This window comes from Paenibacillus cremeus (genome assembly GCF_007786445.1).
Taxonomy (GTDB): domain Bacteria; phylum Bacillota; class Bacilli; order Paenibacillales; family NBRC-103111; genus Paenibacillus_G; species Paenibacillus_G cremeus.
The window spans coordinates 1-15,671 of the sequence record NZ_VNJI01000011.1; the positions used below are offsets into that span (position 1 = coordinate 1).

Here is a 15,671-nt window from a genome sequence, read left to right on the forward strand (position 1 = left end):
GTTGGCCTAAGTGTTTGTTGGTGATACCTATATAAGCGATAAAAAAATGCAGTCCCTTATGTGTGGGAGCTGCATTTTTATTTGGTATTAAATATATGTATCTTTAAGTGTTCATTTAGCCATCTTATGTTTCTTACCTGTCAATGCTTCTAAGCATAATGCCTTAAATTGAGCTTGCCTCTCTGTCGGAAATTTAGCAAAGACCTCTTCTGGGTCATTTCCTAAAAATTCTCCAGTGTATTTATCAACGAATGAAATTGTAATAATAAGCTCCTCATCTTCCTTCAATGGCATCACCTCTCACACTACAACAATACGCTCAACCGGATTGTCCTTATCACAGTATTTTTTAATGGCTTCATCAATCATAATCCGAACATGATAATGATAATTTTTCTTCTTCAAATAGTTCTTCAACTCAATCCCAATCTCTTCGCATATGTCTAAGGAGATACTGCTTTTGTTTACTTTACTTTTATATGTATGACTGCTCTTACCTTGTGCTGTATGTTGGTATTTAACGAAGTCTTGGATATGTACAAAATATGTTTTGTTGTCGTATTCCCTAAAGTTAAATAGAAATCCGCTAATTGTATTTTCATATGTAGACGCTTCTAACAGGTTGTCGATTTGATGCTGCTTAATAATTTTCTCATCAAAACTAACCGATTTATTTCCGGTTGACTTAAGCTCTAAGGTCAATAGGTAGCCTTGATCGAATAGCAAGCAGTCATATTTATTCTTAGTTACACGAACCCTTGCTCTCAAATCTGGAGGGATAAATGTATCCTTAATTCTTAAAAAGAACATTTTAGGTTTCATGCTTTTAACACTTTGTTCAAGGGATTCCTCGAATCCTTTGCCTTCGTTCTTTCCCAACCTAACACCCCTTCCCCATTGACTTGTCTGCTTCAATTTGACTTTGTAACTCTCTCATGCCATTCTTCAAACCAACGACCCAACCTTTTAATATGGCATTTTCATCTTTTAGTTTTTTATTTTCTTCTTCTAAATGTTGAGTCCATTTCTTCAAACGTATGTAATTTTTGAACACTTCATCATTCACTTTTCATCCTCCTCTCCTGCTGTAAATAGTTCGGCATCGACTAATGTTGGCAGACATTCTTTATGGCATATCTCATCTTGACATTTATAGACCAGTTCTAATTCATATATCCCCTGACCACAGGCTGCACAATGAGCTTTAATAGGTTGTTGTTGTGAGTCTCCTCTAGTATCAAATCGATCCATCTAGTTACCTCCCATACGCTTAGTTGTTTTGTTCCCATTTGATCCAATAGCAGAAACGAATTCAGATGTGCTATTGTTCAGGCTATAATGCTGCCTCCATGGAAACTTATTTGTTGATAAATATTTAATATGCGTTTTATGTATATTTTGTTCTTTAATATATGTATTTAACGACTCTTCACCACGGAACACCATTTGAAGTGGCGTATTGTCTGAGGTGATATATTGGAGATACCAACGTTGCTGTTTAGGTTGAGTTGCGTTTTTTCTTGGTCTACCTTTTAGAGTTTGCATATTTTATTCCTCCTTGAGTTATTTGAGTTTTCTTTCCCTTTTCCATACTTCTAATGTCTTAATTTGATCAACAACAAATTGTGCGCCACTCTTTTTCGCCCTAACAACAATGTTTGAGCCTTTTTTGAGAATATCTTGATATTCAGCATACTGCTTTGCAAACACCATTCCTTCGATCATCTTATCTGGGGTCAGCAATTCTATATAAGCCATTGTAAGTCCATTCTTTTGTTTTTTACGTTTAATAGATGTAATTGTACCAATTGGAACGCATATCTGACCTTCTTCATATTCGTCAAACGGTTTAAAAAAGTGAGATACACTATCAAATGGATTTCCATTGATGAAAATTGACAATGTTTCATATTCATACATTTCGGGTGAGTCCATGTATTTTTCTCTGTAATCATTTATGTATTTTTCTCTTTTGACTCTCGCTTGCTCATTGTGTAATACCTTTCTTCCATCATTGTACAATTCAAGCAATCTGTTTTTGTCGATTATATTCTCGTGGCCTTTCATAAAATCGAGTTCAAATAACTTACTTTTCGTCGGAATAGTTAACACTGGTTTATACTGAGATATTGGATAGAGCGTTTCAGCATATGATAATAGCAATTCATCTTTGTTCATTCCAAAGCAGCCACTTTTAATTAAGGCAATGATTGTTGCAGAATCTAGCTTGCATCTCTCAACGAAATTCAGCAATGATGTAAACTCTCCATTGTTTCTCTCGTTGATAATTTGCTCTACTGCTTTTTCGCCTACACCTTTAAGAGATTCAAGACCAAATAGGATTTCGCCATTATGAATAGTGTAAGAGCGATCAGATTTGTTAATGTTCGGAGGCGAAACTTTAATATTCATCTTGTGACACTCTGATATATACTTGGTTGTTTGTTGATAGTCGCCAATCTCAGACGTTAGGAGTGCAGTCATAAAAGCAACCGGATGATGATACTTTAGCCAAGCAGTAACATAAGATAGAAGTCCATAAGCTGTACTGTGCCCTGCATTAAAGGAATACGTTGATTGCGCCTCAACCAAATCCCAGATGGACTTAATTTGTTCTCGCGTCCAATTCCTTGCAAGCAGTCCTTCTTCAAACTTGTCAAATAATTTCTTCATTGTCACTGCTTCTTTTTTCCCGATTGCTCTTCTCGCTTTATCTCTTTCATCTTCTGGAAATCCTGCAAGTTCAAACACTTTTAGAGCTTGCTCTTGATACAGCATTATTCCATTTGTAGAATTAAAAATTGACCTTAAATCATCATGAATATATGTAATATTTTCTGGATTATTTTTATTACTTATGTATACTTTGTCCATTCCAACAGATAAGATAGCTGGTCGATTCATTGCATTTACTGCAAAAACGTCATAGACGCTATCTGCCTTCATCTTCTTAAACATTTCTTGGGCTACGTATGCCTCCATTTGGAACACTCCATGTGTATTCCCTTGTGCATATATTTCTTTGAATACTGCGCCATCTTCCAAGTCTAATTCACTAAGATCAATATCGTTCCATGTGAGATTTGCTAATTCAAGTGTTTTATCTACCACATCCATTGTTACTAGTCCAAGAAAGTCCATTTTGACGAGACCAATATCATCCATGGCATTGTGCATCTCAATTTGCATCATAATGTTGCCATTTTTGTTGAGCATCAATGGAGCATATTCAACAACAGGATTTGGTGCAATAATTACAGCAGAAGCATGACATCCAACTGATTTAGGTAAATTCTGAAGATATTTAGAGTACTCAAAAAGCAACGGATACTGCCTTTCATATGATTGAAGTTCATCGGACTTCTCTAAGGCTCTTTCGATAGTCATTTTTTCTTGTGCATCATCAGGTATCAGTTTCGATATTTTATCTCTAATATCATACGGAATTTTATAAGTTCCTTCTTCGTCAAATATTTTACCTAAGTCACGGATACAAACTTTAGGAGAGAGTGAATTAAAAGTTGCCACTTGTGCAATGCTTTCTTGTCCAAACAACTCCGATGCAATCTCTAGAGCCTCTTGTCTACGTAATTGGCTCATGTCTAAGTCATAATCCGCTGCTGAACCTTTTCTCCCTTTGTTCGCAAATCGAGAAAAATCCAAATCCCATTTGATGCTGTCAATTTCAGTTACACCTATTGCATATAGTGTGAGGGAGTTCCCTCCTGATCCACGACTATAACCAAGTGGGATTTTTCTTTCCTTCATTTTGTCAACTAGTTGAGCAAGCATTATAAAGTAACTACAATAACCGAGATAATCTAATACCTCAAACTCTTTTTCTAGCCTCTCTTTGTACAATTTCTTTTGTTCAGGAGAAAATTTATTCCATCCTCGTTTCATCCAGCCAGTCCGAACGAGATGTTGCAAGTATTTTTGTTCTGACTCGAACATATCTGGAATTTTAATTTTTGGCATCAATTCTCGATGAAGTTGAATTTCAAGGTTACACTGTGATGCAATCTCGTCAGATGTGTCAATGCCAATCTCGACTGCTTCATGTCCGATCTGTTTATCCATTACACTATGTATTGTATCAATATCTGTTTGCCAACAGCCTTCGTATGTCTCTCCAACTTCTCTGTCTTGAGAAATCTGAATGAACTTACGATGTACGTCTTTTTGTAACTCTGAACCATCACGGATATGCGTATCGAATGTAATTGTATATTTTGTGCTTGTATCATTAGCGAGTTTCAAAAGTCTCTGATTGGCAATATTAGATGCTTCGGTGTCATGGGATTGAAGTTCAATATAAAAATTATCACCAAACACTTCTTTATATTTACCAACCCATTTTTTGGCTGATTTGTAATCTGGCACAAAATTGTAGCACTCATCTTTTGCAAGTCCATCTGAACAACAAGAACATCTTCCACCATATAAAAGTCTGTCAATCCTAGAGCCTAAACACGCTGTCATACAAATGATGTCTTCCGAATAATAGCTCATTAGATTCAAGTCCACTCTAGGCTTGCCATAGAAACCTGTGGTTGCTCCCTCGGTAACAATCTTGAACAGATTTTTTAATCCAAGGTCTGACTTGGCAAGAAGGATAAGGTGGTATCGATCAGCATCCTTCTCTTTATAGTTCATGTCTGATGTTTCGTAGACCTCACATCCAGCGATAAACTTGATTCCAAGTTTTTTTGCAGCTTTATAACCTTCAACAAATGAATGCATACTCCCATGTTCAGTGATTGCAATAGAATTAAAATTAAGATTGTACGCTTGCTCAACCAGTTCTTTAGGTGACATTACAGCATCAAGGAGCGAATAATATGTATGGTTGTGTAAGCTTGAAAAGCGTTTACTCAATGAATCAGCCTCCTTATAGAAGAAAAATATGGTATTGCTATCATACCATATTTAGTTTTACGTATCAATATTCATTTGTTATTTTTATTCTTGCCCAAGTAATCAATCAGCATGTCACCGTCTATAATACCATTGTGATAATAATCTCTAGCCAATAGATATGGAAGCTCATTCTCGTCGCAAAATCTCCTTAGTCCGATTTTTTCATTGTTATAAGAGACCCAAAAATAAATCGCTTCTTCGGAAATTTCATTCTCTGTAATCTTTTTCTTCACCACATCTAATCCGTTTGGGATGTTTTTTAAAATGATTGTATCAACATCTCTACTTGCTTTTGCGGTAAATCTTATGTATCTCTTATCTGATGTTTGCAGTTTACAATCAAGGTTAAAATTTCTATGTATAATATCAAGCATTTTATCAACTTCAATTTCATTATACGGAGCAACACATAACTCCCAATATGTAGGACTTCTGCTGGCATCATCTAACATCCAAATGGAAAATGAAAATTCATTCAGTCTATCCATAACGTCACAAATTGGCATATCACGAAATCTTTTTAGATCATCTAAACTCCTAGTATTGAATCTAAAAGCATCTTGAGAAATATACACCTTGTCTCCGAATGGCTTTTCTGTTGATTTGATTAGCCTAGGACTTGTATTGCAAATGTCTTTTAAAATCTCATACTTCCAATATAAATAGTCCCTTTCATCCTTCGCATGTGAGACGATAAATAGTGGTATGTATTTTTCATTTGTTATGTGACCATCGCCTAATATTGAGCCGACAATTAAATCTTCTTGCCTCGAACTCAATTTTTTAACTTCTTTTCTAATATTTCCAGTCAATCTATGTTTTTCAACAACCCATTTTTTAATTGTTCTGACCGTTGTATTTGCTTCTTTTGCCATCTCTTGATGATTTAAGCCTTCGATTACAAATTTCTGATAACACCAATTATAGTCGTGATAAATTTCGTTTGTATAACTCGCATTGCTTTTAGTAGCCATTTTACCTAACTCCTCGAATCAATGTCTGTCTAAGAACTTCTTTCGGCTTGAATGCTTCAGTTAAATAATCAATTGCAATATCTGGATCAGCAGTCCCACAGACATAGCAAGAAATCGCTGCAAACCCTTTGGACGGATATGTATGAATCCCTATATGTGATTCCTCAAGTAGTCCTAATAATGTGACACCACTTGGACGGAACTTTTTATCGATTGTACCAACAAGAGTTGCACCACATTTCTGGATTGCAATTTTAATCGAAGCTTCTATGTATTCTAGTGAGTCCAAAATATCGAAATCTACATTCCAAAAATCTGCACATACTTCTTTGCCTTTTGTGTTATCATGGTCGTTCACTTTTTGCTTATCTCTCCTTTTGTATGCATTAGAATGCAAATGAAATCGTCCTTAATGATATCCTTCTTCTTTATGCTTCTGAGCATGATGAAGTGCTTTCAGAATATGATAATTAAATTTATCATTATACTTTTTATACTCATCACATTTTGTGTCCACCAAACTGTCTAACATATGCGAACAAACAATAGCTCGAAAATTATGCCAGTGATATTTAATTTTATGTATCATTTATTTATCTCCTTATATGTATTCAAATCCTTGATAACCAATATAGAGGCCAAAAAAATATAGCGATAAAACTCGCAGTAACTTCATTCGCACCAAATTCTTCATCTTTTGTATTGTAAAGAAAATAAATCGCAGATAACACACCAATAAGCAAATATAATAGACTTCCGAAAAGCAGCATGAATCACCTCTTCCTCCTAAACTAAAGTTTCCTCAATAGTTACATTTACTTCTATAATTTCCACTGATGGGATTGCTGCTTGTAACCACTTAATATCTTCTTCTTTTATATGAGTCGCAAATTGCTTTCTAAGTTGAAGATTGACGGAGCAAATATTTGAATAGCAGCTATGCACCCAAAGACTACCCACTTTTGCAATGTAATATTTTTGATTCTCCACCATAGTAGTTTTCACCCCCTGATAAAATTGTTCCTTCTTTAGATTTCCCAAGTTCCATAGCTCCACTGTCCAACTTTGATATTGCAATCTTTACAGGTAACAACCTTTTCAATGACAATGAATCTACCATCTAAGTAATATTCTTTTTCATCAAAGTTTGTTGATTCGCAGTGGTAACATTTTAAAGGCTTGCCATCTTTGGCGATGTAACCCTTATCAATCATTTCTTTTACATATTCATCGAATGATTGCAAAGATATCCTCCCTTCCGGTTAATCCTCTTCAAATTTTCGTCTACCTACAATTTCCCATCCATCTTCCATCTTAGTTACGAAAATTTCAGTGTAGCCATCATCGACCATATCTTGCACCTTTTCACCAACTCGATAATCATAACTGGTTCCATCTGTTTGTTGTTCGTAGTCAAACATTTTTTTCAACTCCTATGTATTTTTACTTTTTAAAACTTCTTAGAATATCCATCACATTTGAAAATTTCTCATGGCTTCGCTGCATGTATTCGCTTAATTCAATATAGTGTTCAAACAATTTTATGTGCTGATCAATCGGAATCATTGATACTCCACGCTGCTTCATCTCATTTAGATATAGGCCATAACTTTGTATCTGCATTTCTTTTGTTGAATCCATTGCTCACCTCATCTTGTTTTCAACGTAAATCCATATACTTTACGTTCATAATAATATCGTTATTAGTTAGATATCGGTCTCCAGTTTTCTTGGCAAATTTCAATTCGGCAAAATTATCTGTATCACTCAAATCAACTGCATATAAGTGCCAATCTTCATCGAGTTTATATTCTTCTCTTCCTCGCTTCTCAAGTCGCTGCCATAGATTCAGATTTATCACTCCCCTGATAAAATCTAGTTTTCGACGGATTTTTTTACTTGAACATCAATTGTAAGTTGTTCAGCAATCGTATTTGTAATTTCGTCTTTTAGTCTTGATGCCACTACTTTTTCAAAGTTAGTCCAGTAACTCCCCCTATCAATCGCTCTCTGTACTAAAAGATTCACATAGTTCGTTGTCATCCGTTCAATATCTCCATGATTGATAACTCGTTGAATTTCAGTTTGAACAGTCTCTACGATAATTTTTTGAATATCTTCTTTGGTGATTCCAAGTGTATTGTGCATGTGATTTTTTACTGCATTGTACTCTGCTCGAAATTCCTTTGGTGGATTTTTCTTTTGCTCCATTTTAAAACCTCTTTTCCTTTTGAGATTCAAAGTTTATCTGATAATAATTCATCAATAATCGTTCAACCTCTTGATGTGTATACTTGGAGGCAGCATCTCTCGCACTTCTCCATACGTTGTCATTAATTTCTTTTTCCCTCAGATCAAGAACAATCTGATTCATTAATCTTTTTGCATTCTGATTTATTAATCTGTATTCTACTGTACTAAGAGGTATTGCATCTCCAGTCTTTTCGTTAATTCCACTACATACTCTACGGTCAAATACTTCAGTTTGATGATAGTATTCGAGCCACTTTTTAAATGCATATTCATACTTTGGCTCACTAATGAAATAATTGTAATACTCTAACTCAAACTGTTCTCGATTTATTTGTAATCACCTTCTCCTTGATCAATAACCAACTCATATGTATCAATTGAATCATCTAAAATCAATGGTACTCCGTCATATAAACTCATATATCCACTATATCCTTTACTCACTGGCAAGGTTTTGGCCTGAATTTGTTCAAGAAATGTTGGTAGATAGTTGCTATTGACCTTTGATTTCTTTGAGTCTAGGTTCACTTCGCATACGTTTAAACTCTTCAAGGAAATTCTCAAATTCTCTCTTTTTGAAGAATCCTCCGTTGTCGCCCCAATGACCATTCTGACCGAATGGCATGATATCGTCTAAGTGATCCATTGTTTACACCTCACGAAAATAAAGTTTTATTTACTGTAAGAGATACCATCTGTATTAATCTCAATCGACTTGCCGCAGTCACACTTAACTTCAAACCCTTCGATTCCCCATCCACCCACTCCATAATCAGACGAGTAATCTTTAATAATCTCAACTGTGAACTGGTCATCATTGCCACAACCACATACAATTTTCAATATTAAATCTCCTCATGAAATAGAATTTTATTTACTGTTTAAAATATCAATCGCTGATTGAGGCCATTTTGTCTCAGAATCCCAATTGTCTGTTTCGCTCTGCATTAGATAGCAGTCAATATATTCTCCATCAATTTTAAGTTCAGGAGCTGCCCATGTGGATGCCAAATATGTATAATCATCGTAGTCTGGTTTACCATCAATAAAAATTGTCCCACCTGTATACTCCCAATCTCCACTCAAACCAGCAGCAGCAAATTTAACATTTTTCTCTTTGATAAGAGTAGCAGCTTTATTCCAGTCAAATACCTTCAATTCTTTGCCTCTGTTCATTTCACCCATCATACATGCTGTCATTGTATTCATATGTATGTATCTCCTTTATATTTTATATTTTAATTATAATGAAACTGAGATTTTATTTTGCTTGTCTAATTGCCTCTCTTCGCCTTTTACTTCATTTCGTTTTTTGTCTTTCCTTATTTTCAATGTATCGTTCAATTTCGCAGCGAACATATTCTTTAACGTGATAATAGTACTGTTCAAAACCGATACCTTCCATGTTGTGGAGAGCTATTATTAATCCTATACAACCAATTTGAATTAAATCTTCAATATCTTCATATTTCTCGTATTTACTTGCAACCCACACAACATATCGCAAACTATGTTCAATTAGTTTAGTTTTATTTGACTCAACATCTTGCAACATGATATTTAATTCTTTTGAAGATAGTGGATGTGCCAAGTTCGGACTAATCATTTGTTCACTTCCTTTACAATTGAAATTCATCTTTTATCTATTTATTAATTTAACTGTTGTACCATGAAGATTATTTACCTTATTGATTTCCTTTTTGATGATCTGCTTAAATTGATTTTGGTCGTACACATCGTTCTTATGTTGCTTTCCATAAAATCTAGAATTGCCACAAATAAAAATCCCGTTTTTATCAAAGTCTACAACGTATCGATATTCATCGCCACCAAGAAACTGCTGCGACTTAACAACAATCCACTTGCCCTCTTGAACACCTTCTATCCAAACTTCAGATGGATAAAACAATTTATTAGCATAATCTATATAGTATTGCATATGTGCTTCAATAGTAATATTATCTTCATTGTATAATTTATAATTTGTTTTATTGTTTGTATTCATCTTATCTCCCCACGAAATTAATTTTTTATCTCCAAAAGCCTACAGATATATAAATTAAATCAATATCTATTCTATCTGTACTAATTTGAAATCCTAGAATTGGTCTGCTAAGTTTATGAATCATCGCATACGCAGTCCAACCTTTACCTAAGTACCATTCTTTAGTCATTACAGTGGTCATTGGCTATCTCCATCCTTTCCTATGAAATCTGAGTTTTATTTTGATTTATAATACTCGTTAAAATCCTTATCTCTACCTTGAAGCCAATCATATTTGATTCCCAAATTTTCTAAAGTTGCATAAATTCCATTTAAAGTTCCTGACCAAAAATACTCCGATTCAATCGTTCCATTTTCACCACTTATTTCACGATTCCATTTTGCATTTTCGTATAAAATTCTCATGAATTGCTCTGGTGAACAGTTTGAGATGTCCATCATGCCTGTGTTCATTTAATGGCTCCTTTCCTTTGAAACAGGCATTTAATTTGATCTATATATTAATCGTTTAATGATACCGTCTTCGCACTTAGCAAGCATCTTCCATCCAACACCTTCTGAGATTACAATAGTTTCTTTCATTTGTCTAACGACCTCCTTTCTTCCTAATGAAACTACACTTTTATCATATTATTAACATCGTAAGAACGAGCATTAATGAGTATAAGTGAGATTGAACGAGTTCATTTTGCATACTTTAGAATACATTTCCAAATAATAAATTATCCTATCCACTAGTCCTACCCCTTAAAATAATATATACTTTCCGTATATATTATAGTGATGACAACTGCATCGTAAGGAAGGTTACTATGACCATTTTAGTTTACATGATAGTCGCAACATTTAGATGGTCTACGTTGTTTCATCTGGCCTTCTCACTATTCCGTTTTACAATTAAAGATAAGGTAATTTGTATAGTTGTGTCTTCTTTTATGTTAGCGTTGGTATCATACTTCATTAATGTAGATTTGAATCAGGATGGTTACATCGCGCTTGCACAAATGTTGTTCTATTGTTTGCTACTTTGGACAATGTTCGGGATTCAAAAGTTTTACGCAATCATTTTAGGAATAGTTAGCTATGTATTTTTCATTCTGTTAACTACGGCTTCACTATATCTTTACAAGTCAATTGGCGCAATTCATCTTATTAGCGAAGTCTACTCTCTGGACACCACTGTTGCTTATTTAATGAGACTGACCACCATTGCTTTGATGATGATTAGCTGTCAACTAATTCAAAAGTACAGGCTAGGATTCACCTTTGTACCAGAGGAGCGCACAGTAAGGAATGTTGTGTCTACATTACTAAACAAAATTATTATGTTTACCATTGCTGCAACTTCGACCCTGATCGCAATTGTCGCTCTAGAGTTACAGGATTTGAACGCGATTAGTCTATTGTTGATAATTTTTACTTTTTTATTCATACTTATTATCTATTTAATTTGCAAGAAAGAGCAGTTTCGGTCTCGTCGGTATAGATGACTATGCCGACTTTTTATTTTCCGATGAAGCTGCAATTTTATTTTATTTTATTTTATCGCAATATTATCCATCGTCCATTAATCATTTCTTTATTTACCGCTACAATATTTTGAAATACGACAGGATTCCATGAATGCTCAGACCTTATTGCCAATCCCTCATCTCTCGCGGCTTTCCAAGCTGTCCAAAAGTCTACCCATTCAACTTCAATTTCCCAATCTTCGGCAAGCAAATAATTGAAATCGCAGACTACCTCTTTGCCACTTTCCTTGTGCCTAAATATCGCACCGCTATAAAAAATTCGCTCATCACATTCTTTTGAAAATGCCACTTGACCATCTTCCATAACTTTAACTAACTCACACAAGTTCATTTGCACACAACTCCTTTATATATGTATCAATTTTATTTTTATCTACTTTGTTTATTTTAATCATCTCTTTTCAATCTACTATCAACCGAATGTGTATTGTAACTTCCCTCGATAATTTCTAGGCAATTGAGTTTATACCCAAAAACGCATCCTCCATCAATCCCGATTTTTTCTTCGGAGAACCAAACCTCAGCAGAATTGTGTAGATTAACTGTTGGTGTATGTCCAAACACAACCATTTTATCAACTGATGTTTTATTGTTCAGGAAGATGTCTCTGATCCAGATAAAATGTTCAGCCGGTTGCTCTTTCCAGTTTTCGTACATGGGGTGTAATCCAGCGTGGACATAGATGTGGTTATCGTCTTCATAGTGGCATCTCAGGGATCGTAAAAATTGAATGTGATTCGTATAATGTTTCAAAATAAATTCCTTCGCTTGCAGATATCGCATATAGTCAAAACCTTGATATCCTTCAAACCAATTCAGTCCACAGTAACTTTCAATAGTTGAGATTCCACCGTTATGAAGGAATAGATAATCATCAGGTTCGTCGGAGAAGATATCTAGGAACATTTGATCATGATTTCCTCTTAATGCAATTGCATCATCTTCATACACTAACTTCATTACTTGACTAACAACTTCTTTACTTTTAAAACCCCTGTCAACATAATCACCGAGCAGGATAAGATGGTCAGTTTTAGAGTTGTATCCACATTCTTTTAACAGTTTATTGAATTCATCGTGACAACCGTGGATATCACTGATAACGAAAGTTCTTTTACTCATGCATTCCCTCGATTCCTATGATATTAGCAGTTTTCTCATTTTTGAAGAGTAGTTTAACTCTATTTGAGGCAATCATTTCATCGATTACTTCTCCTGTAAGTGTATGTTTAACGTTATTTATTATGTATTTTTCATTTATGATTGGATTAATTACTCGAATCTCATTTCCATGAAAGCAGCGAGAGATAAAGGCTAATGCTGATTCGCTTAAGTTATTCATACAATACACGCTAATGCCTTAATAATTTTTTTCTTTTCGCTCTGTATATTACACAATTCACTTTCTTTATCTTTTATGTATGTTTCAATGGCATTTATTCTTGCTTTACACGCACATCTGATTGATTCTGATCTTGTTTTCAATAATTTTAAATTCAACTGAGATAATTCAACATTGAGTTCTGCTTTAATATAATCAACCTTCTTGTTGCAACTTTTTTCGCTTCGTTCTAGTTTTCGGATTTCTGTTTCATACAAACTCTTCAACTTTTTGTATAGTGGCGTATTCGGTTCTGTTCTAGCAATGTGAGACCTGTTTTCGATTTCCATTAAAGTAATTACTTTTGATAAATCTTCTGATAGCACAATCATCACTCCATGTCGAGAGAACATTAATCCTTCTCCGTTATCGCTGGTCGTTTTACCTATGTATTGCGCTGCACCTAAATGAGCTTTGCAGAAATTTAAAACATCATTCCTATCCCTACGATTGAATCTTTCTTTGGCTCTTTTTACGGCATGTTCGGTAACTTGTAACTTCTTCATCTGAGACTTGGTGAGTTTCATACTTTACGTCATCCCCTCATAAAGAAAATGGTTAACGGAGATTTGACTTGTGTTTGTCTTGTCCGTTAACCATATATTAGCATTTATATATTATTTGTTCAATAGTTATTTTCTATTTTTTACTTAATTAATTCTTCAATCGAAACAGGGAATCTCTGTTTAGCTAAATAGTATACTGCTTTAGCAAAATCCTGAATTTCTTTTTGAGCATCGTGCTCTAGACGCTGATTTAAGAAGTGGCATACGGATTGCAAAGATGCTGTCCAGTACCAACGAACATACATGCCATAAGAGGGCAAGAATAGTCGTGCTTGTTCTGCACAAATACCATCTTCAATAGCAGCCTCATATAATCGTTCTGCTTTGTTAATTAAATCATTAAGACTTTGAGTGTAGTATAGACCAAGTTTCTCCACAACTGGATCACCACTACCCTGCTTGCTATTCTCTGGTTTGCCTCTCCATTCATTGGGTTGCGGCCTATAGAAAACAGGCTCCTCGGTAATGTAACGACGACTTGACTCATTCCAAGCCTCCATAGAGTCTCCGGTGGCCTCTTGGTGAGTTGAACCAATTACGTACTTCCACCACTGTCTAGCAACCATCAGAGGGGCAAAAACTTCAAACTGAAGCATGGCATGACGAAAGGGTGATGTATGACCTTCACGAGCAAGGAATTTGATTAGGCGAATATCTTTATCTGTGAGTTCGAAGGACTCTTTGGCATAGGATACACGAGCTGCGTTTGCCACTGTAAGATCAGAACCTAATACATCGACAAGTCGCACATAACCATTATCAAGTACTTTTAGAATTTCTGTTGTCATCTATTTGGTCTCCCTTGGGGTTGGAATTTGTTTGAAGAAGGACGATCCGAAGACCGTCCACAAATTTTATAATAATTTAACATTTTTATATTTTTTGTTTGTATTGATATCTGAAACTCTTTTTCTATCTATTCCGCACATCAACGCTATCTCTTTTTGTAAGTACTTTCCTTCGAGTAGTAATTCTTTTACTTTCTTTACTGTTTCATCGGCAATTACTCTATCTTTCTTAGGGCGAGGAGTAAACTCTTTCCCAATATGAACCCAAGTTCTTCTTTGATTGATGTCTTGAATTGTGGATTCATCAACAGAAAACATTTCCCCTAATTCTTTAAAGGTGATACTAGTATTCTGAAGCAGTTCCTTAATTTTTAGTACATCATCATTGTTAAGTATTGACTGTCCAGATGTTTCACCATGAGGTTGAATTCCTGCTAAAACACTATCCTCAGAATTTTCTTTTGGTGTGCCAAATTTTAAATGCGAAGGATTAATACATTTTTTATTATTACATAGATGTCTCACCACTAGTTTTTGATTTTCTTCTGTAAAACCGTATTCGTTAAGAGCAATCCATCTATGCAACTTATACTTTTTACAATTTCTGCTTATATAGTAGTATCCATCTGTATCAAGATTTCTACCGTAAACATTCCAGCAGCCATTGTCACCTATTATGTATTGGATTGGAGAAGATTTAAATTTCCCTTTGTAACCATCATTATATACATGTATTTTATTTTCCTGCATTCTCAATTTGCCTCTTTATTTCCTCTTTAATGGCTTCATCGGGAGGGACAAAGTGTGGTGGCTTAATAATTTTGCCATGTTCATCATATCTAGGCTTACCATCTTCCCATAACTTGTTCATATTAGCATCATGTACTAAGTCAAATGGAGCATCTGGATCGAGTCCTAGAATTGTATAATTGCCGTTGTTGAAGTATTCGATATCAAGGAATCCATCAAACTGTCCTGTAAGAACATCAGCAACGCGCTCTTTTTTGGCTTGTTTTGCATAGGACAGCAACATTCGACCAATTAATTGATCATACATTTGAGAAAATTCCGTATCATCTTTGGATGTAACATGCAGGACTTCAATCATTTCTTCTGCAATAAAACCTAAACGGTTCAATACCATTTCCATGGACATTGGAGTTGGCTTATCGGCCATAGGGTAATTGAATGCTTTGTGAAACTCTTTTACTTTTTGATATTTAGATTTAGACAAGGAAACTCTCCTCTGTAA

General features: G+C 34.9%; 26 protein-coding genes. All 26 read right to left on the reverse strand.

All coding sequences use genetic code 11. The features are described from left to right. Positions 1-111: 111 nt before the first annotated feature. The 26 genes from FPZ49_RS35485 to FPZ49_RS10660 all read right to left on the reverse strand — a co-directional run bounded on the left by FPZ49_RS35485 (position 112) and on the right by FPZ49_RS10660 (position 15,653). On the reverse strand, positions 112-288 hold the full coding sequence (locus tag FPZ49_RS35485; RefSeq protein WP_186445722.1) for a hypothetical protein: 177 nt from the start codon (positions 286-288) through the stop codon (positions 112-114). Between the two features lie 12 nt (positions 289-300). Next, positions 301-822 carry a hypothetical protein gene (locus FPZ49_RS10560; RefSeq protein WP_144846662.1) on the reverse strand — a complete coding sequence of 174 codons (522 nt, stop codon included), beginning with the start codon at positions 820-822 and terminating at the stop codon, positions 301-303. A 58-nt stretch (positions 823-880) separates the two neighbouring features. Further along, a complete protein-coding gene (locus FPZ49_RS10565; protein WP_144846304.1) occupies positions 881-1,066 on the reverse strand; it encodes a hypothetical protein in 186 nt (61 codons plus the stop codon). Next, positions 1,063-1,251, reverse strand: coding sequence for a hypothetical protein (locus FPZ49_RS10570; RefSeq protein ID WP_144846306.1), 189 nt, complete (start codon positions 1,249-1,251; stop codon positions 1,063-1,065). Before FPZ49_RS10570 ends, FPZ49_RS10565 begins: the two co-directional genes overlap by 4 nt. Continuing rightward, positions 1,252-1,545, reverse strand: coding sequence for a hypothetical protein (locus FPZ49_RS10575; RefSeq protein ID WP_144846308.1), 294 nt, complete (start codon positions 1,543-1,545; stop codon positions 1,252-1,254). Between the two features lie 18 nt (positions 1,546-1,563). Next, positions 1,564-4,878 (reverse strand): DNA polymerase III subunit alpha, encoded by a 3,315-nt coding sequence (gene dnaE / locus FPZ49_RS10580; RefSeq protein ID WP_186445723.1) that lies wholly within the window; start codon positions 4,876-4,878, stop codon positions 1,564-1,566. A gap of 71 nt (positions 4,879-4,949) precedes the next feature. Continuing rightward, complete coding sequence (locus FPZ49_RS10585) at positions 4,950-5,894, reverse strand: hypothetical protein (RefSeq protein ID WP_144846312.1); 945 nt, start codon at positions 5,892-5,894, stop codon at positions 4,950-4,952. A 1-nt stretch (position 5,895) separates the two neighbouring features. Further along, positions 5,896-6,252 (reverse strand): adenosylmethionine decarboxylase, encoded by a 357-nt coding sequence (speD, locus tag FPZ49_RS10590; RefSeq protein ID WP_144846314.1) that lies wholly within the window; start codon positions 6,250-6,252, stop codon positions 5,896-5,898. A gap of 253 nt (positions 6,253-6,505) precedes the next feature. After that, positions 6,506-6,664, reverse strand: a complete 159-nt coding sequence (locus tag FPZ49_RS35490) for a hypothetical protein (RefSeq protein ID WP_186445724.1) — start codon at positions 6,662-6,664, stop codon at positions 6,506-6,508. 16 nt (positions 6,665-6,680) lie between these two features. Then, a complete protein-coding gene (locus FPZ49_RS10595) occupies positions 6,681-6,887 on the reverse strand; it encodes a hypothetical protein (RefSeq protein WP_144846316.1) in 207 nt (68 codons plus the stop codon). A gap of 35 nt (positions 6,888-6,922) precedes the next feature. Continuing rightward, positions 6,923-7,138, reverse strand: coding sequence for a hypothetical protein (locus FPZ49_RS10600; protein WP_144846318.1), 216 nt, complete (start codon positions 7,136-7,138; stop codon positions 6,923-6,925). Between the two features lie 18 nt (positions 7,139-7,156). Further along, positions 7,157-7,315, reverse strand: coding sequence for a hypothetical protein (locus FPZ49_RS35495; protein ID WP_186445725.1), 159 nt, complete (start codon positions 7,313-7,315; stop codon positions 7,157-7,159). A 22-nt stretch (positions 7,316-7,337) separates the two neighbouring features. Beyond that, positions 7,338-7,535: a hypothetical protein gene (locus tag FPZ49_RS10605; RefSeq protein ID WP_144846320.1), complete on the reverse strand. Its 198-nt coding sequence runs from the start codon at positions 7,533-7,535 to the stop codon at positions 7,338-7,340. Positions 7,536-7,769: 234 nt separating this feature from the next. Next, entirely contained in the window at positions 7,770-8,105 is a 336-nt protein-coding gene (locus tag FPZ49_RS10610) for a hypothetical protein (protein ID WP_144846322.1), read from the reverse strand. Positions 8,106-8,640: 535 nt separating this feature from the next. Then, positions 8,641-8,793: a hypothetical protein gene (locus tag FPZ49_RS36380; protein ID WP_222429896.1), complete on the reverse strand. Its 153-nt coding sequence runs from the start codon at positions 8,791-8,793 to the stop codon at positions 8,641-8,643. Between the two features lie 26 nt (positions 8,794-8,819). Next, positions 8,820-8,990, reverse strand: a complete 171-nt coding sequence (locus FPZ49_RS35505; protein WP_186445727.1) for a hypothetical protein — start codon at positions 8,988-8,990, stop codon at positions 8,820-8,822. Positions 8,991-9,017: 27 nt separating this feature from the next. After that, positions 9,018-9,356 (reverse strand): hypothetical protein, encoded by a 339-nt coding sequence (locus FPZ49_RS10615; RefSeq protein WP_144846324.1) that lies wholly within the window; start codon positions 9,354-9,356, stop codon positions 9,018-9,020. Between the two features lie 91 nt (positions 9,357-9,447). Further along, entirely contained in the window at positions 9,448-9,753 is a 306-nt protein-coding gene (locus tag FPZ49_RS10620; RefSeq protein WP_261381356.1) for a sigma factor, read from the reverse strand. A gap of 33 nt (positions 9,754-9,786) precedes the next feature. Further along, positions 9,787-10,152: a hypothetical protein gene (locus tag FPZ49_RS10625; protein ID WP_144846327.1), complete on the reverse strand. Its 366-nt coding sequence runs from the start codon at positions 10,150-10,152 to the stop codon at positions 9,787-9,789. 216 nt (positions 10,153-10,368) lie between these two features. Next, on the reverse strand, positions 10,369-10,605 hold the full coding sequence (locus FPZ49_RS10630) for a hypothetical protein (protein WP_144846329.1): 237 nt from the start codon (positions 10,603-10,605) through the stop codon (positions 10,369-10,371). A 1,089-nt stretch (positions 10,606-11,694) separates the two neighbouring features. Next, positions 11,695-12,015, reverse strand: a complete 321-nt coding sequence (locus tag FPZ49_RS10635) for a hypothetical protein (protein WP_144846331.1) — start codon at positions 12,013-12,015, stop codon at positions 11,695-11,697. Positions 12,016-12,071: 56 nt separating this feature from the next. Beyond that, entirely contained in the window at positions 12,072-12,806 is a 735-nt protein-coding gene (locus FPZ49_RS10640) for a metallophosphoesterase family protein (RefSeq protein WP_144846333.1), read from the reverse strand. Between the two features lie 216 nt (positions 12,807-13,022). After that, positions 13,023-13,592: a hypothetical protein gene (locus FPZ49_RS10645; protein ID WP_144846335.1), complete on the reverse strand. Its 570-nt coding sequence runs from the start codon at positions 13,590-13,592 to the stop codon at positions 13,023-13,025. A gap of 119 nt (positions 13,593-13,711) precedes the next feature. Next, positions 13,712-14,419 carry an FAD-dependent thymidylate synthase gene (gene thyX, locus FPZ49_RS10650; protein ID WP_144846337.1) on the reverse strand — a complete coding sequence of 236 codons (708 nt, stop codon included), beginning with the start codon at positions 14,417-14,419 and terminating at the stop codon, positions 13,712-13,714. Positions 14,420-14,485: 66 nt separating this feature from the next. After that, on the reverse strand, positions 14,486-15,169 hold the full coding sequence (locus FPZ49_RS10655) for an HNH endonuclease (protein ID WP_144846339.1): 684 nt from the start codon (positions 15,167-15,169) through the stop codon (positions 14,486-14,488). Continuing rightward, complete coding sequence (locus FPZ49_RS10660; RefSeq protein WP_144846341.1) at positions 15,156-15,653, reverse strand: pyrophosphohydrolase domain-containing protein; 498 nt, start codon at positions 15,651-15,653, stop codon at positions 15,156-15,158. Before FPZ49_RS10660 ends, FPZ49_RS10655 begins: the two co-directional genes overlap by 14 nt. Between the last annotated feature and the right edge of the window lie 18 nt (positions 15,654-15,671).